This window comes from Paraburkholderia sp. GAS448 (genome assembly GCF_050435685.1).
Taxonomy (GTDB): domain Bacteria; phylum Pseudomonadota; class Gammaproteobacteria; order Burkholderiales; family Burkholderiaceae; genus Paraburkholderia.
Genome location: NZ_JBNDKT010000009.1, coordinates 244,993 through 261,474, shown reverse-complemented (window position 1 = coordinate 261,474; position 16,482 = coordinate 244,993). Strand labels below are relative to the sequence as shown.

Below are 16,482 nucleotides of genomic sequence, written 5' to 3'. Positions count from 1 at the left end.
CGGGATGTTTCGCTCGGGAAGGCCCCTCGTTCGGAAGCCAGCCCTAGGATTTACGTATAGTAAAACTAATTACGAATAGTGAAATTAACGTAAACCCTGAACAGGCTCTGCCACCGCACTATCGATATAAGGATTTTGTTCATGTCGCCCGGGCACTCGCTGCTACCATCGAGGGATGCGGCAACGTGCCGCGATATCGATGCGCCGCACCGGCCACCCATCCGAATCCATGATCCCGCCGACCATTCCCGAACTCGTCGCCCGTGCTGCCAGTCACCCGTTTCTCGGCGAGCATCTGGCGATGGGAACGGCTGATCAACATGACTACGCTGTCGCCAATCACGACAACATCGTCCTGGGCAGCGTCTACGAGCCGATCTTCGATATCAGCGTGCATGCGCTCGCGCAGTCGCTTTCGTCGGCACCCGAAAGCGTCGACCGGTTCGGCGATGAACTGGGATTTCAGGCGGTCACGCAGCGCATCGACGGCGAGCCGTTCGACGCATTCGAACGTGTCGCCGACGATCAGGAACTGGTGGCGCTCGACCGGATGTCACGCGCGCTGCACGCGATCAACTTCTTTGGCGCGCGGCGGCACGGGCTGCTGTTTCTCAAGGTTCACGAGCGGCTTCTGAAGAGCGTGAAGTACGATCACGGGCGGCACTTTTCGGATGTGCTGATCTCGTTCGGACTCAATCCGGCGCGTGTCGTGATCGAACTGCCGTCGGCGGCCGTCGCGCACCGGACCTTCCTCGGCTATCTGACCAAGAGTTATCAGCGCTACGGCTTCAAGGTGGCGGGAAACCTGCAGAACGCCGGGCAGATCCTCGCGGTGTCGGATATGGCGCGGCTCGACTTCATCAAGATGGACGCCAGCACGGCACTCAGAGATTCAACGGTGAAACCGCTCGTCGGCTATGCGGGACGGCTGAAGATTCCGCTGATCTTCGATCACGTCGCGAGCGAGCATCAGTTCGACCTTTTGCAGCAATACGATGTGCGGTTCGTGCAAGGGGCGCTGTTCGCGGCGCGCGATCGGGCGGTTTGAGGCGGGCAGCTGGGTTTCTGCCGGCGCCTTGACTGACCGGGTTCGTTGGCCTTTTCCCGGGTCTTTTCCCTGATCTTTTCGCTGGGTGCTTTGCGCGCCTCAAAAAATGGCGCCTCGGATGGCGTGGTTCAGGCCGTGTCGCCAAGCCGGCGCGCGAGCGTCTTCAGACGCGGCGCAACGCTCTCCCGGAACACATCCACGCCCATCGACGAAGCCGGCCCGCTACAACTCAGCACAAGCCAGCGGCCTTCACGCGGCTCGCGAAACGGCACGGCGACCGCGTTCACGTCGTCGTGCCAGTCGCGAAACGAATAGCAGCAGCCTTGGGCCGCGAAGGCTTCGATTTCCCGCTCCGCACCGGCGACGAGCGCCGCCCCGTGCTTGCCCGCCGCCTTCTTCAGCTCGGCCAGCAAGGCCGCACGCACGTCCGGCGGCTGCACCGCCAGATATGCGCGGCCCATCGAGCTGGTGAGCATCGACAGCTTCGAACCGGATGCGAGACCCAGCGTCAGCGCGGTTTCACTGCGGATCGTCTCCAGATAGATCATGTCCATCCCGTCACGGCAGCCGAGCGACACCGCCGCGCCCACTTCACGCGCGAAGGTCCGCATGTGCGGCCGAGCCAGTTCGAGCGTGTCGGTGCCGGACAGCAGCGCGAAACCCAGCGACAGCACGCCGGCATCGAGCGCGTACTTGCCGAGCGCTTCGTCGAAGCGCAGATAGCCAAGCACTGTCAACGTATAGGCGAGCCGGTTGACAGTCGCCTTTGGCAAACCCGTGCGTTCGACAAAGTCGCGATTGCCGAGCATCGACTCCCCCGGACGGAAGGCGCGCAGCAGATCAAGCCCGCGAGCGAGGGCAACGACGAATTTGCGTTCATCGAGTGGATCGGAAGGGGTAGATATCGGCGTCATCGGGTGATACACTCAAATCTCATTTGCAAAACATTGTTCCGCCGTGCGGAACTTAAGTCAAGCAGAGATTCAGGAAATCAGGAGAGACACATCATGGCCGACGCCGCGCAGTTTCATTGGGAAGACCCGCTGCTCCTCGATCAGCAACTCACCGAAGACGAACGCATGGTGCGCGACGCCGCAGCGGCGTACTCGCAGGACAAGCTGGCTCCGCGCGTGCTCGAAGCCTTCCGTCACGAAAAGACCGACATCGAGATCTTCCGCGAGATGGGCGAACTCGGCCTGCTCGGCCCGACGATTCCCGAGCAATACGGCGGCCCCGGCCTCAATTACGTGAGCTACGGGCTGATCGCGCGGGAGGTCGAGCGCGTGGATTCGGGCTATCGGTCGATGATGTCGGTGCAGTCGTCGCTCGTGATGGTGCCGATCTTCGAATTCGGCTCCGAAGCGCAAAAATCGAAATACCTGCCGAAACTCGTCACTGGCGAATGGATCGGCTGCTTCGGCCTCACCGAGCCGAACCACGGTTCGGATCCGGGCAGCATGGTCACGCGGGCGAAGAAGGTCGACAGCGGCTATTCGCTGTCCGGCTCGAAGATGTGGATCACCAATTCGCCGATCGCCGATGTCTTCGTCGTCTGGGCGAAGCTGGAGGAAGACGGCAAGGATGAGATTCGCGGCTTCATCCTCGAGAAGGGCTGGAAAGGCTTGAGCGCACCGACCATCCACAGCAAGGTCGGCCTGCGTGCGTCGATCACCGGCGAGATCGTGCTCGACGAAGTGTTCGTACCCGAAGAAAACATGCTGCCGAACGTGAAGGGCCTGCGTGGACCGTTCACCTGCCTGAACTCGGCGCGCTACGGCATCGCCTGGGGTGCGCTCGGGGCGGCGGAATCGTGCTGGTACACGGCCCGGCAATACGTGCTCGACCGCAAGCAGTTCGGCCGGCCGCTCGCCGCCAACCAGTTGATCCAGAAGAAGCTCGCCGACATGCAGACCGAAATCACGCTCGGCCTGCAAGGCGTGCTGCGCCTCGGACGAATGAAGGATGAAGGCACAGCCGCCGTCGAAATCACGTCGATCATGAAGCGCAACTCATGCGGCAAGGCGCTGGATATCGCGCGTCTCGCTCGCGACATGCTCGGCGGCAATGGCATTTCCGACGAATTCGGCATCGCGCGACATCTCGTGAACCTCGAAGTGGTCAACACGTATGAAGGCACGCACGATATCCACGCACTGATTCTCGGCCGTGCGCAGACGGGGATCCAGGCGTTTTTCTGACCTTTGGCGCGAGGTCTGCGGCGAACTAAAAACCCCACGTTCGGTTCCGAACGTGGGGTTTTTGCTTGTGCCTCCGGCGTTTGCCGGCCGGCTCTCACGTCAGCCGGCACCGCCCGGCTTATTTGTCAGGCTGCGGCGTCATGCGCAGATAAGGACGCAACGCCTTGTAGCCCTTCGGAAACTTCTGCCTGATCACCTCTTCGTCCTTCAGCGACGGCACGATCACCACGTCGTCGCCCTGTTTCCAGTTGCCCGGCGTCGCGACGGAATGGTAGTCGGTGAGCTGGAGTGAATCGATCACACGCAGCACTTCGTCGAAGTTACGGCCCGTACTGGCCGGATAGGTGATGATGAGACGCACCTTCTTCTTCGGGTCGATCACGAAGAGCGACCGGACCGTGAACGTCTCGCTCGCGTTCGGATGGATCATGTCGTAAAGCTCCGACACCTTGCGGTCGCCATCGGCCAGAATCGGAAAGCCGACGCTCGCCGCCTGCGTCTCGTTGATATCCTTGATCCACTCCTTGTGCGACTCGGCACTGTCGACCGACAGCGCGATCGTCTTCACATTGCGCTTTTCGAACTCGCTGGCGAGCTTCGCCGTCAGACCGAGTTCCGTCGTGCAAACCGGCGTGAAATCGGCAGGATGCGAAAACAGCACGCCCCAGCTGTCGCCCAGCCATTCGTGAAACCTGATCCGGCCAATACTCGAATCCTGCTCGAAATCGGGTGCGACGTCGCCAAGACGTAGACTCATAATCCTCTCCTTGAAGTGTTCGATTGGTCCGACGCAGGATTAAACCTGCGGGACCGGCAAAATTAGAGCATACGGGATGCGGCTTGCACAGCTAACGAAGATCCCTTCACTACTTTATGAATTTTTGTAATTTTCTCTGGCTTGAGCGAAACTTTGCGTGCCAGATCAACTCCATCAGAATACGATTGTGTCGCCCGCCCCTTTGTGGCGCTGGCGATTCGATGGCAGTGCAGATTCCGGGAACGGTTCCCGCGAAAAGATTGGCAAACGACGCGCTGCGCTCGCCAGCAACCGTTTCTTTAGCTAGGATTAAACGCGTAGCGTGACACGAAGGGAGCTGTCAATGTCGGAAGTCAACAAGGAGAGATTGATGTCGGATATCAAAACAGTCCTCGCGGACGCTGAAGACCTGCTCAAGCAGGCCGCGAGCGCCACGGGCGAGCGCGCTTCGGAACTCCGTGAAACGGCGCTCACACGCCTGAAGCAGGCGAAGGAAAAGGCGGCCGACGTGCAGGTCGTCGTCGTCGAAAAGGGCAAGAAGGCCGCGCGCGCCACCGATGACTACGTGCACGAGCATCCGTGGGCGTCCATCGGCATTGCGGCTGGCGTCGGCGTGCTGGTCGGCCTGCTGATCAATCGCAAGTAATCCAGGCTTTGCGGCCGTCAGCGCCGGTCCACGGTCCGGCGTGCTTCTGACATGGTTGACCGGTGCGCGCCTGGCCGGTCCGCTTCTTCTGGCGCATCTCCAGCATTTCCACACGCAACGCGCATAAGCCATGACGATCGATACACAATCGCAGCGCGCGGATCACGGGCCAGTGCGACGCATCCTCAGCTCTGTATTCGCGATCCTGCAGACGCGGCTCGAACTCATCGGCATCGAACTCGCCGAGGAGAAAGACCGTCTGCTCGCCGTCCTTTTTCTCGGGGTCGCGGCGATGATGCTCGCCATGTTGGCGCTCGTTGCGCTGACGGCCCTTGTCGCCATTGCCTTCTGGGACACCTACCGCTGGCAGGCGCTGGCCGTCATTACCGCGGTTTATGCGCTCGCCGCCGTATTCTGTGGTGTGAAAGCGCGCAATGGATTGCACCACGCACCTGTCGTTTTCGAAGCCACGCTGCACGAGTTCGAAAAAGACCGTGAGATGTTCCGCAAGCGGTAACGCGTTCTCGAGCTTAGGTGTCCGCCCGTCCCGTTCTTCGATCCACAACCGCCGCCAATCACTCATGAGCCAAACCCGCCAGGACCACGCATTTCGCAGCAGCCCGCGGCCCTCGAAGAATCTGAGCGCCCCCCATCTGCGCGCACTGCGCAAGGAGCTGTTGCTCGTCCGTGCGGATGTCGAGCGTATGGAACTCGTGCAGGCAACCGTCGAATTGCGGCGGGCGGTGACCCATTTCAGCTGGCTCAGATTCTTTGTGCCCGGTTTTGGCGGCATGGGTCGGGGCTCGGCGAAGAAAGGGGTGGGCGCAGGCATCGGCGGGTTGCTCAAGCAGTACCCGCTGCTGAGTTCGCTGGTATCTCTGCTGCTCGCGAAACCTCTTCGCAGGACCGTCACCGCGAGCGCCAAGCCGGTGCTGAAATGGGGCAGCCTTGCGCTTGCCGCATGGGAAGCGTATCGGATCTGGCAGCAGGTCAAGGAAAGCAGAGCCGATACTCAACCTGACGCCCCTGATTCGCGCGGCTCGCGCAACGGCGGCTGATCCCGGTTGTGAGCGAACGGCCGCAAGTTGCACTTGCGTGTTCCCCGTTGTGGCGCGAGGGCAAGCCGTCGACACGCGAGTCGGCCTCTCGCCGGGTTTAGCTGATAGGTCATCGGGTATTCCAGCAATCGTTGTCATTCGTCACAACTGCGTCATCGACCCCGCGATTTGTGCGCAACCCCGTCGCGTCGAGAACGAAGGTCCCACACGGGTCATCACGCATAGGCCCCGTCTCCACGGGCCGCGCTTCCAGTGAATATCCTCCGTTGGTATCGTCTGCCGGGAGCGCGCGTAGCCGATAGACGGCCGTGCCGAGCGGCGGAGCCTGATCGAGACCGGACGGTAACGCGGCCGTATCATTGCTGGCTGCCGCTTCCACAAACTGGGCCGCGCGATACAACGCCGATGCTGCATCCACCCGACGACTTCGCGCCACGTGACTTTGATATGACGGCACGGCAAACATCGCGAGCGTTGCTCCTATAGCGATCGCAATGACCAGTTCGAGCAGCGTAAAGGCAGTGACTCGTGAGTTCATGCCGACCTCCGTTCAGTACGGTCTTGCGGCGACGCGCCGCCAACGACGCTCCGTTCTCTCGCCGTCGATTGCGATTTCAAGCTGCAGCCACACCTGCGTGTCAGGGGTCGCACCGAAACCGCGCGCGGTCAGCAGAAAAGCCTGCGCTTCCGGGCGGCTTCCCAGTTGCCATGGTTCAACGAGACATTGGGGCGGCCGGCTCGAGCCGGACCATTGCGCAACGGGTGTGAAGGCGTTTGCTTCGAAAGTCGCCTGGCGCTTCCATGCAACGGGTTCCCCGCCGACAGCGGGAGCGACCGGTGTAATGCTTGTTGTCAAGGTTTGCCCGCATAACGTCAGTGCCGAATCTGCAGCGTGAAAGGCTTGCAGATAGTCGTATATGTTCGTCGTATTGCGCGCAGCGACGAGCGACGTCTCGAACCAGATGGCCGACGTCGTAAGCATCATTGACGAGATCAGTAGCACTAGCGGTAACGCCACGCCGCGCAGGTGCGCGAAGTGACAGCTACGGCGTGAGATATGTCCGGTGAAGCCTCCTTTCATTGCGACACCTCTTCGTTGTTGCGCACTGCGACGCGACGCCAGAACGCCTGCCTTGGACGCGTATCGGTGCCGAGACTGGCGACGCCGTCGCAATCGACATAGCGCATACGTCGACCGAGCGGCGCACCCTGCACCAGCACGCAAAGGTCAACCGCCACGATCTTCGACCACTGGTTCGACGTGATCGCGGACGCGTCAAGCGGTTGCAACGCGCCCGCAGGCCAGTACCTGATCCGCAACTGCTCGACGCCTTCGACGAGCGGCTGTCCGTAGCCCGGCCGCCCGTTACCTTCGCAGTAGAGTTCGGTCTCACCGGTTGATCCGCTTCTGTTCGCGTAAAAGCGGTTGGAGACCAACACACCAGACGCGCCCTCGCTGGCCACCGAACCTTCCACAGCTTGACCAAGGCAGTCGGTTGTCTGGCCGGTGGCTGAAGGCCACGTGGATATGCTGTCGCCGACATAGCGGATGACGATCCCGTCCGAGTGGCTCGCGAGCGCCTCGCAGCTCGGACTATCGTCTCCACCGGTGGGACGCGCACCCGAGCAGCCGAATAGTGCCGGCGCAGCGTTCCCGGGACTGGCGTCGACCGGCGTGAATCCAGCCATCTGGATCTGCTGCCCGAGCAGTGTCAGCGACGCGACGCCGGCTTCGTTGATATACGTCGCATCACTCGCGTGCGTAAAAGCATCGCGCTGCGACCGATAAAGCGACACGGCACCTGCCGTAACCATCAGCCCTAGCGCGGTCGCGATCATCAACTCGAGCAGCGTGTGGCCACGCGTTAGATATCGGCGCCGCTTCATTTCGCAAACGCTATCGCGATGCAGGACATGCCTGGCGCAGCCGTGATGTCGCCGCACGAATCAGGCACGTCGATCACCTCGCCCGACCCGCGCGCCTCCCGCAGCGCGGTCCACGTCACGCGTGCACTCGACATTCCGGCGGCCTGCGCGTTGACCGACGCTTCGCCCTTCGGCAGAATGCTCGCGACACGCGCCTGCCATTGAGTCGTGTCAAAGCCACTCGCACCAGGCGCACGCATCGCTTCAACGATCGAGTCGGCAACGAATACCGCCCGCTCGCGCGCCGCCGTCGCGTTCGCATGACGCGCAATCCATAGTTGCGTTGCGATCAGACCAAGCGCCGTTACGGCGGTTAGCGCCACGGCGAGCAACACTTCGATCAGCGTCCCGCCTGAACAACATCTCGCGTTCCGCCAAGTCATGACGCCGCCCCACTACAAGGGCCCTCTTCGCTGCGTACGCGACCGCCAGCGGCAATGCGCACACAACGTCGCCAGCGGGAGCCGCCTGTTGCCGGCGATGGTGTGCGTGGCGCAATATCGAGGCTGCGAAAGCTACCGATGATCTGACCGGCCGGCGGAGTAAAAGCAATCTCGGTTAATGTTCCCGTCACGCTGACCGCGGCAAGTTCCGGTTGCGCGCGCAACACCGACTGCCCTCCCGCCCGCTCGATCATCACCGCCCATCCGCATGACCAGTCCAGCGATCCATTCGCGCAGGCCTTGCTCACTGCAAGGCATTGGCGTGCTGCATCGATACGGCAAACCGTCACCCGCGCGCCGAGCCTGAGCGCCTCGTTACGCGCATAGGCGAATGTCGAGACGAGCGCCTTCGCGCGCGCATCGACCTGATCGCGTACGTGCCATGCAACGAACGTCGGCGTTGCCATGACGGCGATCACCGCGAGCAACACGACAACGACCATCAATTCGACGAGCGTGAAGCCTCGTCCGCCAGATCGTGTAACCACATTCGATTTCATCTGCATTCCTGATCGATCGAAGAATGCACACAATCTACAGAGGCATCAACGCAACGACAATCTGCCGAATGGCCAGGTAGCGATCGGGCGCTAAGGCACGCCAGAATTCAGGCGTAACGGAAACTGGACGGGATGAAAAATGCGGATGCGCGAAGACTCAGCGCTTACGGGAAGGTTTGCCTGGAGCGGCGGCGGGTGTGGCCATGCGGCGAAACTCTTCGATCACGTCCTCGAATTCGGACACGTCCTCGAAGCGCCGGTAGACCGATGCGAAACGGACATAGGCAATCGTGTCGAGCCCGCGCAGCTCGTTCATGACGAGCTCACCGAGCCGGTCACTACGCACTTCACGCTCGCCGCTGCCCAGCAACTGGTATTCGATGCGGGCGACGGCCGCATCGATCGCGTCCGCGGCAACCGGGCGCTTGCGCAGCGCCAGTTGCATGCTCGCGACGATCTTGCGGCGATCGAATTCCGTGCGGCTGCCGTCCTTCTTGACGACCGACGGCAACGCCAGCTCGACCCGTTCATACGTCGTAAAACGTTTGTCACAGGCCGGGCAGCGACGGCGCCGGCGAATCGCGGCGCCGTCTTCCGACACGCGGGAATCCACCACCTGTGTGTCGTCGTGCCGGCAGAAGGGGCAGCGCATAGCCTGTTAGCGATAAACCGGGAAGCGCTTCGTCAACTCGGCGACCTGCGCGCGTACGCGTTCGATCGTGGCTGCATCTTCCGGGTTGTCGAGCACGTCGGCGATCAGGTTGCCGACCTGCTCCGCTTCCTTCGGGCCGAAGCCGCGCGTCGTCATGGCCGGCGAGCCAAGACGCACACCGCTCGTAACGAACGGCTTTTCGGGGTCGTTCGGAATCGCGTTCTTGTTGACCGTAATGTGCGCCGCGCCGAGCGCCGCTTCCGCAGCCTTGCCGGTAATCTTCTTGGCACGCAGATCGACCAGCATCACGTGGCTTTCGGTACGGCCCGACACGATGCGCAGACCGCGCTTCACCAGCGTTTCCGCAAGCACGCGTGCGTTCTCGACAACCTTTTGCTGGTATTCCTTGAATTCCGGCGACAGCGCTTCCTTGAACGCAACGGCCTTGCCGGCAATCACGTGCATCAGCGGACCGCCCTGGATGCCCGGGAAGATCGCCGAATTGATCTGCTTCTCGAATTCGGCCTTCATCAGGATCACGCCGCCGCGCGGGCCGCGCAGGCTCTTGTGGGTAGTTGTCGTGACGAAATCGGCGTGCGGCACCGGGTTCGGGTAGACGCCCGCGGCGATGAGGCCCGCATAGTGCGCCATATCGACCATCAGGTATGCGCCGATCGATTTTGCGATTTTCGACAGGCGCTCGAAGTCGATACGCAGCGAGAACGCCGACGCGCCGGCCACGATCAGCTTCGGCTTGTGTTCCTGGGCGAGCTTTTCGGCGGCGTCATAGTCGATATCCTCCGCCTCGTTCAGGCCGTAGCTGACCACGTTGAACCACTTGCCCGACATGTTGACGGGCGAGCCGTGCGTCAGGTGGCCACCGTGCGCGAGGCTCATGCCCATGATCGTGTCGCCCGGCTTCAGCATGGCGAAAAACACGCCCTGATTTGCCTGCGAACCCGAGTTCGGCTGCACGTTGGCGGCTTCGGCGCCAAAAATCTGCTTCACGCGGTCGATTGCCAACTGCTCGACGATGTCCACGTATTCGCAGCCACCGTAGTAACGCTTGCCGGGATAGCCCTCAGCGTACTTGTTGGTCAGCTGCGAGCCTTGCGCGGCCATCACAGCCGGGCTCGTGTAGTTTTCCGACGCGATCAGCTCGATGTGATCTTCCTGACGGCGGTTTTCCTGCTCGATCGCCTTCCAGATTTCGGGATCGACGTTGGCGATGGTGCTTTGGGCTCTGTCAAACATACGGTTTCCGTTAAGTGTTTTCAGGTTGACCGGATCGTGCGCCGAATTTCATGTAGAAAGCGTAGCGTTTACGCGGCGCTGCTGGCGACTGGGCCAGCCTTGGACGTTGCGGATGAAGAGGCGCCGCACACGCGAGGCAGGACAGCCACCGGCAGCGCAAACGACGGCGCGCGGATCTTGGCTGCCCAGGCGAACGGCAAAACGGCACCCTGCGCTTCACGGTGGGTGGCTCCACCTTGAACCCCCGAGGGTTCTATCGCCAGTCACGCAGGGATGAGCGCGTTAGTGTATTGGAAGCGCATCGAATAGGCAACCGCCGCGGGCAACGGCTTGCGGCGGCCACTCGGGGGCCAAACCGGGCGGAGAGACAGCCTTTTCGGGCCATGGTCTTCCTTGCCGCAGCGCCGCATTGGAAGTAGGCTTTGCACCTTCCTTTTTTCTCTCTCCTCCGACCAGGGAACAGCAATGATCGTCTTCGTTACAGGGGCGTCCGCCGGGTTCGGCGCGGCCATCGCCCGCGTTTTCGTCAAGAGCGGCCACAAGGTCGTCGCCACCGCGCGCCGCAAGGATCGCCTCGACGCGCTCGCCAGCGAACTCGGCGACGCGCTTCTGCCGCTCGAACTCGATGTCCGCGATCGTGCTGCCGTCGAGGCCGCCCCCGCTGCGCTGCCGGCAGAATTCGCCGCCATCGACGTGCTTGTCAACAACGCCGGGCTCGCGCTCGGCCTCGAGCCCGCGCAGCGCGCGGAGCTCGACGACTGGACCACCATGATCGACACCAATTGCACCGGCCTTGTGCAGGTGACCCGTGCCCTGCTGCCGGGCATGGTCGAGCGCAATCGCGGGCATGTGTTCAATCTCGGCTCGGTGGCAGGAAGCTGGCCGTATCCGGGCGGCAACGTATACGGCGCGACCAAGGCCTTCGTGCGCCAGTTCAGCCTGAATCTGCGCGCCGACCTGGCCGGCACGGCCATCCGCGTGACGGACGTCGAACCGGGCCTGTGCGGCGGCACCGAATTCTCGAACGTGCGCTTTCGCGGCAACGACGAAAAAGCGGCTAACGTGTACCAGAACGTTCAGCCGCTGACCGCCGAGGACATCGCCGATTCGATCTACTGGATCGCAACGCGCCCGGCGCACGTCAACATCAACACGATCGAGCTGATGCCCGTCGCGCAGTCGTTTGCCGGGCTGAGCATCCATCGCGGCCAGGTCACGCCAGGCGGAACGCGCCCCTGAAATGACGGGGGTGGCGTGCGTTCCGGTAAAATGCGCGGTATGGATATGTCTACCAGCCATCCCGGCACCGAAATCGGCTTCACCTGGCCGATCCGGGTGTATTACGAAGATACCGACGCCGGCGGCATCGTGTTTTACGCGAATTACCTGAAGTATTTCGAGCGCGCGCGCACCGAATGGCTGCGCGCGTGCGGAGTCGACCAGGCCCGGCTTGCGGATGAAACGGGCGCGATGTTCATTGTGCGTAGCACTGCGCTTGATTTTCGCGCTCCAGCCCGCCTCGACGACGTCGTGACGGTCATCAGCCGGATCGAGCGTCTTGGCCGAGCGTCGGTCGATTTCGCGCAGGAAGCCTGGTGTGAAGGTACGCTACTTGCTAAAGGGAGCATCCGGGTCGGTTGCGTCGACCGCACCGCGATCAAACCCACCGCCATTCCTCCGCCGGTCCTCGCTGCGTTGCGGCGCGGACCCGGGCAATCTCGAACCGGTTTGTCAACGGCAGGCGCCTGAGTACCGTTGTTACGGGGCCACTGAACTCGTATCGATCACGCAACACAAAGCATGGTTCGGCCAGCGCTTCGCCGAGGCTTCCGGTTTCCCCACGGAAAGCTTCGATGAGCCCTTCAGCCGGACGCCCCTTCCGGGACGTTACAACGAACCTATATGAACACTACACAAGATCTGTCGATCATTTCTCTCGTTCTTAATGCGAGCCTGCTGGCGCAGGCAGTGATGGCCCTGTTGCTGCTGCTGTCGCTGATGTCGTGGACTTTCATCTTTCGCAAGTGGTTTGCAATCCGGCGCGCGCGCGCGCAGACCGAGCGTTTCGAGCGCGACTTCTGGTCCGGCGGCGACCTGCAGGCACTGTATCAAAGCGCTGCCAACAACCGTCACACGATCGGCGCGCTCGAGCGGATCTTCGAGTCCGGCATGCGCGAATTCCTGAAGGGCAAGGAGAAGCGTCTGAACGATCCGGGCGCGATTCTCGACGGCGCACGCCGCGCAATGCGCGCCGCGTTCCAGCGCGAAATGGACGTGCTCGAAGCGAATCTTGCGTTCCTCGCCTCGGTCGGCTCGGTCAGCCCGTACATTGGCCTGTTCGGCACGGTTTGGGGGATCATGAATGCGTTTCGCGGTCTCGCGAACGTTCAGCAGGCAACGCTCGCCAATGTCGCGCCCGGTATCGCCGAAGCGCTGACCGCGACGGCCATCGGCCTCTTCGCCGCGATTCCTGCGGTGGTCGCCTACAACCGCTACGCGCACGACATCGACCGCCTCGCGATCCGCTTCGAGACCTTCATCGAAGAGTTCTCGAACATCCTGCAGCGCCAGGCGCACTAAGGAGTCCACGATGGCCGGTTCCTCCCGTTCAAGCATGCATGGCGGCCGCTCACGCCGCGCCATGTCCGATATCAACGTCGTGCCGTACATCGACGTGATGCTCGTGTTGCTCGTGATCTTCATGGTGACCGCGCCCCTTGTCGCACCATCGATCGTCAATCTGCCGACAGTCGGCGGCGCAGCACCTCAGCAGCAGACGCCGCCTGTGATCGTCAATATCCGCGCCGACGGCAAGATGAGCGTCAAGTACAAGGACGACGCCGGTACGCAGCAGCAGGAAGACATGACGAAGGCCGATCTGAACAGCTTCATCACCGACCGCGCGCAGACCCATCCCGATCAGCCGGTCGTGATCGCCGCCGACAAGACGGTCAAATATGAAGTCGTCATGAACGTGATGTCCGACCTGAAGGCTCGTGGCGTCAAACGCGTTGGATTGCTCGTCAAATCGCAATGACCCGGAAGAACGCCGCCTATCCGCTCCGGCCACCGCGAGAACGCGGGACGTGGCGCGCATTCGTGCTCGCGCTGCTGATGCACGTGCTGCTCGGGTTCTTCCTGTATCACGGCATTCACTGGCAGAACAGCACGCCCGCCGGCGCCGAAGCCGAGCTGTGGACCGAAGTGCCCGACACGTCGGTTCCGCGGCCCGTACCGCCTCCGCCCGCTCCGGTCGCACCTGCCCCGCCAGTTCAGAACGAACAGGCCGATATCGCACTGCAGGAAAAGAAGCGCCAGCAGCAGGAAGCCGCGCGCGAGGCCCAGCTGGCCGAACAACAGCGTCAGAAGCTGCAGGCGCAGCAGGAAGCGGAAGCAAAGCGCCAGCAACAACTGGCGCAGCAGCAGGCCGAGGATCTCGCCGCACAGAAGGCTGCGGCAGCGAAGCAGAAGCAGCAACAGCAGCAGGCCGACAAGCTGAAACAGCAGCAACTGGCCGAACAGCAGAAGCAGCAACAGCTAAAGCAGCAGCAGGACGAAGAGAAGCAGGCACAGGCTGAAGCGCAGAAGAAGACCGACGCGGAGAAAGCCGCCAAGGCCAAGGCGCAGGCTCAGGCCGAAGCGCAGTCGAAGAAGCTCGACGACGAACGCCGCGCCCGTCTGGCGCAGCTGCAGGGCATGGCCGGCGGCGAAGGCTCGACGGGCAACGGTCTAGCGAAGAGCGGCACCGGCAGCGGCGCGGGCGGCACGGCGGCGTCGCCGGGCTTTGCCGAGAAGGTGCAGCGTCTGGTGAGACCGAAAATCGTCTGGGGTGGCGACACGCAGGGACTCGAAACCGTCGTTGCAGTACGCTGTGCGCCAACGGGCACACTTCTGAGCGCAACCATCACGCACGGCAGTGGCAACATCGAGTGGGACAACGCGGCGCTGCGCGCCGTCCAGCGCTCCGATCCAATGCCACTCGATGTCAACGGCAAGACACCGGCCAGCTTTACGATTACGTTGCGACCGGCAGGTTGACGGCAGACGCGGCGCCCCGCCAGGCGGGGCGCACTCGGGAACGAATCGTTCGTTTTCGGGTCTCTCTGCTGTCGTAAAGTGTTAGAAAATCTGTTTTTGGAGAATCCATACAGCATGAGTTTGATGACCAAGTCAGGCCTGAGGGTGCTCCTGGCGTCGTGCCTGATCGCGGCGGGCAGCAGTGCAAATGCGCAGCTCAATGTCCTTGTTACGGGCGTCGGGTCCACCCAGTTTCCGATCGCGACGGCGAATTTCGCCAATGAAGCGAATTCCCCTCAGCAGGTCAGCACGATCGTGCGGCAGGATCTGCAGCGCAGCGGCAAATTCACCAATATCGACGCGGGCAGCACGCCCGTTTCGGAAACCGATTCCGTCGACCTCGGCAGCTGGAAAGCCAAGGGCGCAGATGCATTTGTCTCAGGCAGCGTGAACCACCTCGCGAACGGCCAGTACGAAGTCCGCTTCAAGCTCTACGACACCGTCAAGCAGCAGAGCCTCGGCGGCCTCGTGCTCGTGAGCCCGGAAAGTGGCCTGCGGATGAGCGCGCACAAGGTCGCGGACTACATCTATGCAAAGCTGATGGGCACGCGCGGCGCGTTCGCTACGCGCCTCTCGTATGTCATCAAGACGGGCGGCCGGTACCAGCTGCAGGTCTCCGATTCGGACGGTCAGGACGCGCACATCGCACTGTCGAGCCCGGAGCCGATCATCTCTCCGGCATGGTCGCCGGATGGCACGAAGGTCGCGTACGTCTCGTTCGAGAAGAAGAAGCCGATCGTCTACATCCACGATCTGCCGACGGGCCGCCGCATCATCGTGTCGGACCAGAAGGGCAACAACAGTGCGCCAGCGTGGTCGCCTGATGGCCGCACGCTCGCCGTCGCGCTCTCGCGCACCGGCAACACGCAGATTTTCGCCGTCAACGCCGACGGCAGCGGCCTGCGTCGCCTGACGCAAGGCAGCTCGATCGATACCGAACCCGCCTACTCTCCCGACGGACAGTCGATCTACTTCACGAGCGACCGTGGCGGCGCACCGCAGATCTACAAGATGTCGGCCCAGGGCGAAAGCGCCGGCCCGGCGCAACGCGTCACATTCACCGGCAACTACAACACGAGCCCGCGCGTGAGCCCGGACGGCAAGCAACTCGCGTACATCTCGCGCACGGGCGGCGGCTTCAAGTTGTTCGTTCAGGACCTGCAGTCCGGCGCGGCAACGGGTCTTACCGATACAACACATGACGAATCGCCCAGCTTCGCGGCGAACGGTCAGTACATTCTTTACGCCACTGAGGTAAACGGCCGTGGCGTGTTGGCTGCGGTGTCGACCGACGGTCGTACCCGGCAGGTCCTGTCCGTTCAGGGCGGCAGCGTTCGCGAGCCGTCCTGGGGCCCGTTTATGCAATAACATCTACGCAATAACACACAAGGAGAGTTACAAATGATGTCCAAACTTCGTATCGCATTTGCCGTATTGATGGTCAGTGCGCTGGCCGCATGTCATTCGGGTGTCAAGATGGACGAAAACGCCAAGGGCGGCGCAGTCGGCACGCAACCGAACCCGAACGCGGTTGCGCAGGTGAACGTCGATCCGCTGAACGATCCGAACAGCCCGCTCGCCAAGCGCAGCGTCTTTTTTGACTTCGACAGCTACTCGGTACGCGACGACTACCAGCCGCTGCTGCAGCAACACGCGCAATACCTGAAGAGTCATCCGGAACGCCACGTCCTGATCCAGGGCAACACCGACGAACGCGGCACGAGCGAGTACAACCTGGCACTGGGCCAGAAGCGTGCTGAAGCTGTGCGTCGTTCGCTGTCCCTGCTGGGCGTGCCCGATTCGCAGATGGAAGCCGTGAGCCTCGGCAAGGAAAAGCCGCTGGCAACGGGTCATGACGAAGCGTCGTGGGCACAGAACCGCCGCGCCGATCTCGTCTATCAACAGTAACGGATCATGAGCCGA

General features: G+C 62.3%; 21 protein-coding genes and 1 riboswitch. Of the genes, 12 read left to right on the top strand and 9 right to left on the bottom strand.

From position 1 onward, the window contains the following. Positions 1 to 229 precede the first annotated feature (229 nt). Positions 230 to 1,048 carry an EAL domain-containing protein gene (locus P3T23_RS19275; protein WP_429317739.1) on the top strand — a complete coding sequence of 273 codons (819 nt, stop codon included), beginning with the start codon at positions 230 to 232 and terminating at the stop codon, positions 1,046 to 1,048. A 128-nt stretch (positions 1,049 to 1,176) separates the two neighbouring features. Here the strand turns inward: P3T23_RS19275 and P3T23_RS19270 are convergent, their stop codons facing one another. Further along, positions 1,177 to 1,962 carry an IclR family transcriptional regulator gene (locus P3T23_RS19270; protein WP_429317755.1) on the bottom strand — a complete coding sequence of 262 codons (786 nt, stop codon included), beginning with the start codon at positions 1,960 to 1,962 and terminating at the stop codon, positions 1,177 to 1,179. 93 nt (positions 1,963 to 2,055) lie between these two features. Here P3T23_RS19270 and P3T23_RS19265 point away from each other — a divergent pair, with 93 nt between their 5' ends. After that, positions 2,056 to 3,246, top strand: a complete 1,191-nt coding sequence (locus P3T23_RS19265) for an acyl-CoA dehydrogenase (protein WP_429317738.1) — start codon at positions 2,056 to 2,058, stop codon at positions 3,244 to 3,246. A 118-nt stretch (positions 3,247 to 3,364) separates the two neighbouring features. Here P3T23_RS19265 and P3T23_RS19260 read toward each other — a convergent pair whose 3' ends face one another. Next, positions 3,365 to 4,003, bottom strand: a complete 639-nt coding sequence (locus P3T23_RS19260) for a peroxiredoxin (protein ID WP_429317737.1) — start codon at positions 4,001 to 4,003, stop codon at positions 3,365 to 3,367. A gap of 343 nt (positions 4,004 to 4,346) precedes the next feature. Here P3T23_RS19260 and P3T23_RS19255 point away from each other — a divergent pair, with 343 nt between their 5' ends. From P3T23_RS19255 to P3T23_RS19245, 3 genes are all read left to right on the top strand, one after another. Continuing rightward, on the top strand, positions 4,347 to 4,649 hold the full coding sequence (locus P3T23_RS19255) for a DUF883 family protein (RefSeq protein ID WP_008919742.1): 303 nt from the start codon (positions 4,347 to 4,349) through the stop codon (positions 4,647 to 4,649). Between the two features lie 130 nt (positions 4,650 to 4,779). Further along, positions 4,780 to 5,166 (top strand): phage holin family protein, encoded by a 387-nt coding sequence (locus tag P3T23_RS19250; protein ID WP_429317736.1) that lies wholly within the window; start codon positions 4,780 to 4,782, stop codon positions 5,164 to 5,166. A gap of 64 nt (positions 5,167 to 5,230) precedes the next feature. Next, complete coding sequence (locus tag P3T23_RS19245) at positions 5,231 to 5,707, top strand: DUF3318 domain-containing protein (protein ID WP_429317735.1); 477 nt, start codon at positions 5,231 to 5,233, stop codon at positions 5,705 to 5,707. Between the two features lie 109 nt (positions 5,708 to 5,816). On the opposite strand, the gene P3T23_RS19240 is transcribed toward P3T23_RS19245, so the two are convergent. The 7 genes from P3T23_RS19240 to glyA all read right to left on the bottom strand — a co-directional run bounded on the left by P3T23_RS19240 (position 5,817) and on the right by glyA (position 10,482). Beyond that, a complete protein-coding gene (locus P3T23_RS19240) occupies positions 5,817 to 6,245 on the bottom strand; it encodes a type IV pilin protein (RefSeq protein WP_429317734.1) in 429 nt (142 codons plus the stop codon). Between the two features lie 12 nt (positions 6,246 to 6,257). Beyond that, positions 6,258 to 6,788, bottom strand: a complete 531-nt coding sequence (locus P3T23_RS19235) for a pilus assembly PilX family protein (protein ID WP_429317733.1) — start codon at positions 6,786 to 6,788, stop codon at positions 6,258 to 6,260. After that, positions 6,785 to 7,594, bottom strand: a complete 810-nt coding sequence (locus P3T23_RS19230; RefSeq protein WP_429317732.1) for a PilW family protein — start codon at positions 7,592 to 7,594, stop codon at positions 6,785 to 6,787. The genes P3T23_RS19235 and P3T23_RS19230 overlap by 4 nt, the downstream gene beginning before the upstream one ends. Further along, positions 7,591 to 8,016, bottom strand: a complete 426-nt coding sequence (locus P3T23_RS19225; RefSeq protein ID WP_429317731.1) for a type IV pilus modification PilV family protein — start codon at positions 8,014 to 8,016, stop codon at positions 7,591 to 7,593. The genes P3T23_RS19230 and P3T23_RS19225 overlap by 4 nt, the downstream gene beginning before the upstream one ends. Next, positions 8,013 to 8,576 carry a GspH/FimT family protein gene (locus P3T23_RS19220; protein ID WP_429317730.1) on the bottom strand — a complete coding sequence of 188 codons (564 nt, stop codon included), beginning with the start codon at positions 8,574 to 8,576 and terminating at the stop codon, positions 8,013 to 8,015. Before P3T23_RS19220 ends, P3T23_RS19225 begins: the two co-directional genes overlap by 4 nt. Positions 8,577 to 8,733: 157 nt before the next feature. Beyond that, a complete protein-coding gene (gene nrdR, locus P3T23_RS19215; protein ID WP_133660823.1) occupies positions 8,734 to 9,228 on the bottom strand; it encodes a transcriptional regulator NrdR in 495 nt (164 codons plus the stop codon). Between the two features lie 6 nt (positions 9,229 to 9,234). Continuing rightward, positions 9,235 to 10,482, bottom strand: a complete 1,248-nt coding sequence (gene glyA, locus P3T23_RS19210) for a serine hydroxymethyltransferase (protein ID WP_429317729.1) — start codon at positions 10,480 to 10,482, stop codon at positions 9,235 to 9,237. A 176-nt stretch (positions 10,483 to 10,658) separates the two neighbouring features. Next, positions 10,659 to 10,759: riboswitch (ZMP/ZTP riboswitch) on the bottom strand. A 188-nt stretch (positions 10,760 to 10,947) separates the two neighbouring features. On the opposite strand from glyA, the gene ydfG reads away from it, so the two are divergent. The 7 genes from ydfG to pal all read left to right on the top strand — a co-directional run bounded on the left by ydfG (position 10,948) and on the right by pal (position 16,467). After that, positions 10,948 to 11,721 carry a bifunctional NADP-dependent 3-hydroxy acid dehydrogenase/3-hydroxypropionate dehydrogenase YdfG gene (ydfG, locus tag P3T23_RS19205; RefSeq protein ID WP_429317728.1) on the top strand — a complete coding sequence of 258 codons (774 nt, stop codon included), beginning with the start codon at positions 10,948 to 10,950 and terminating at the stop codon, positions 11,719 to 11,721. Positions 11,722 to 11,751: 30 nt separating this feature from the next. Then, positions 11,752 to 12,231, top strand: a complete 480-nt coding sequence (gene ybgC, locus P3T23_RS19200) for a tol-pal system-associated acyl-CoA thioesterase (protein WP_429317754.1) — start codon at positions 11,752 to 11,754, stop codon at positions 12,229 to 12,231. Between the two features lie 153 nt (positions 12,232 to 12,384). Then, positions 12,385 to 13,062 carry a protein TolQ gene (gene tolQ, locus P3T23_RS19195; RefSeq protein ID WP_007584943.1) on the top strand — a complete coding sequence of 226 codons (678 nt, stop codon included), beginning with the start codon at positions 12,385 to 12,387 and terminating at the stop codon, positions 13,060 to 13,062. 10 nt (positions 13,063 to 13,072) lie between these two features. Continuing rightward, complete coding sequence (gene tolR / locus P3T23_RS19190) at positions 13,073 to 13,519, top strand: protein TolR (RefSeq protein WP_429317727.1); 447 nt, start codon at positions 13,073 to 13,075, stop codon at positions 13,517 to 13,519. After that, positions 13,516 to 14,520: a cell envelope integrity protein TolA gene (gene tolA, locus P3T23_RS19185; protein ID WP_429317726.1), complete on the top strand. Its 1,005-nt coding sequence runs from the start codon at positions 13,516 to 13,518 to the stop codon at positions 14,518 to 14,520. Before tolR ends, tolA begins: the two co-directional genes overlap by 4 nt. A gap of 114 nt (positions 14,521 to 14,634) precedes the next feature. Then, complete coding sequence (gene tolB, locus P3T23_RS19180) at positions 14,635 to 15,927, top strand: Tol-Pal system beta propeller repeat protein TolB (protein WP_429317725.1); 1,293 nt, start codon at positions 14,635 to 14,637, stop codon at positions 15,925 to 15,927. Between the two features lie 33 nt (positions 15,928 to 15,960). Further along, on the top strand, positions 15,961 to 16,467 hold the full coding sequence (gene pal / locus P3T23_RS19175) for a peptidoglycan-associated lipoprotein Pal (RefSeq protein WP_429317724.1): 507 nt from the start codon (positions 15,961 to 15,963) through the stop codon (positions 16,465 to 16,467). Positions 16,468 to 16,482: the final 15 nt, after the last annotated feature.

What these genes read in the sequence shown, in the direction of transcription:
- P3T23_RS19275 (WP_429317739.1), top strand. Translation starts at nt 230, where the DNA reads ATGATCCCGCCGACCATTCCCGAACTCGTCGCCCGTGCTGCCAGTCAC.
- P3T23_RS19270 (WP_429317755.1), bottom strand. Translation starts at nt 1,962, where the DNA reads ATGACGCCGATATCTACCCCTTCCGATCCACTCGATGAACGCAAATTC.
- P3T23_RS19265 (WP_429317738.1), top strand. Translation starts at nt 2,056, where the DNA reads ATGGCCGACGCCGCGCAGTTTCATTGGGAAGACCCGCTGCTCCTCGAT.
- P3T23_RS19260 (WP_429317737.1), bottom strand. Translation starts at nt 4,003, where the DNA reads ATGAGTCTACGTCTTGGCGACGTCGCACCCGATTTCGAGCAGGATTCG.
- P3T23_RS19255 (WP_008919742.1), top strand. Translation starts at nt 4,347, where the DNA reads ATGTCGGAAGTCAACAAGGAGAGATTGATGTCGGATATCAAAACAGTC.
- P3T23_RS19250 (WP_429317736.1), top strand. Translation starts at nt 4,780, where the DNA reads ATGACGATCGATACACAATCGCAGCGCGCGGATCACGGGCCAGTGCGA.
- P3T23_RS19245 (WP_429317735.1), top strand. Translation starts at nt 5,231, where the DNA reads ATGAGCCAAACCCGCCAGGACCACGCATTTCGCAGCAGCCCGCGGCCC.
- P3T23_RS19240 (WP_429317734.1), bottom strand. Translation starts at nt 6,245, where the DNA reads ATGAACTCACGAGTCACTGCCTTTACGCTGCTCGAACTGGTCATTGCG.
- P3T23_RS19235 (WP_429317733.1), bottom strand. Translation starts at nt 6,788, where the DNA reads ATGAAAGGAGGCTTCACCGGACATATCTCACGCCGTAGCTGTCACTTC.
- P3T23_RS19230 (WP_429317732.1), bottom strand. Translation starts at nt 7,594, where the DNA reads ATGAAGCGGCGCCGATATCTAACGCGTGGCCACACGCTGCTCGAGTTG.
- P3T23_RS19225 (WP_429317731.1), bottom strand. Translation starts at nt 8,016, where the DNA reads ATGACTTGGCGGAACGCGAGATGTTGTTCAGGCGGGACGCTGATCGAA.
- P3T23_RS19220 (WP_429317730.1), bottom strand. Translation starts at nt 8,576, where the DNA reads ATGAAATCGAATGTGGTTACACGATCTGGCGGACGAGGCTTCACGCTC.
- nrdR (WP_133660823.1), bottom strand. Translation starts at nt 9,228, where the DNA reads ATGCGCTGCCCCTTCTGCCGGCACGACGACACACAGGTGGTGGATTCC.
- glyA (WP_429317729.1), bottom strand. Translation starts at nt 10,482, where the DNA reads ATGTTTGACAGAGCCCAAAGCACCATCGCCAACGTCGATCCCGAAATC.
- ydfG (WP_429317728.1), top strand. Translation starts at nt 10,948, where the DNA reads ATGATCGTCTTCGTTACAGGGGCGTCCGCCGGGTTCGGCGCGGCCATC.
- ybgC (WP_429317754.1), top strand. Translation starts at nt 11,752, where the DNA reads ATGCGCGGTATGGATATGTCTACCAGCCATCCCGGCACCGAAATCGGC.
- tolQ (WP_007584943.1), top strand. Translation starts at nt 12,385, where the DNA reads ATGAACACTACACAAGATCTGTCGATCATTTCTCTCGTTCTTAATGCG.
- tolR (WP_429317727.1), top strand. Translation starts at nt 13,073, where the DNA reads ATGGCCGGTTCCTCCCGTTCAAGCATGCATGGCGGCCGCTCACGCCGC.
- tolA (WP_429317726.1), top strand. Translation starts at nt 13,516, where the DNA reads ATGACCCGGAAGAACGCCGCCTATCCGCTCCGGCCACCGCGAGAACGC.
- tolB (WP_429317725.1), top strand. Translation starts at nt 14,635, where the DNA reads ATGAGTTTGATGACCAAGTCAGGCCTGAGGGTGCTCCTGGCGTCGTGC.
- pal (WP_429317724.1), top strand. Translation starts at nt 15,961, where the DNA reads ATGATGTCCAAACTTCGTATCGCATTTGCCGTATTGATGGTCAGTGCG.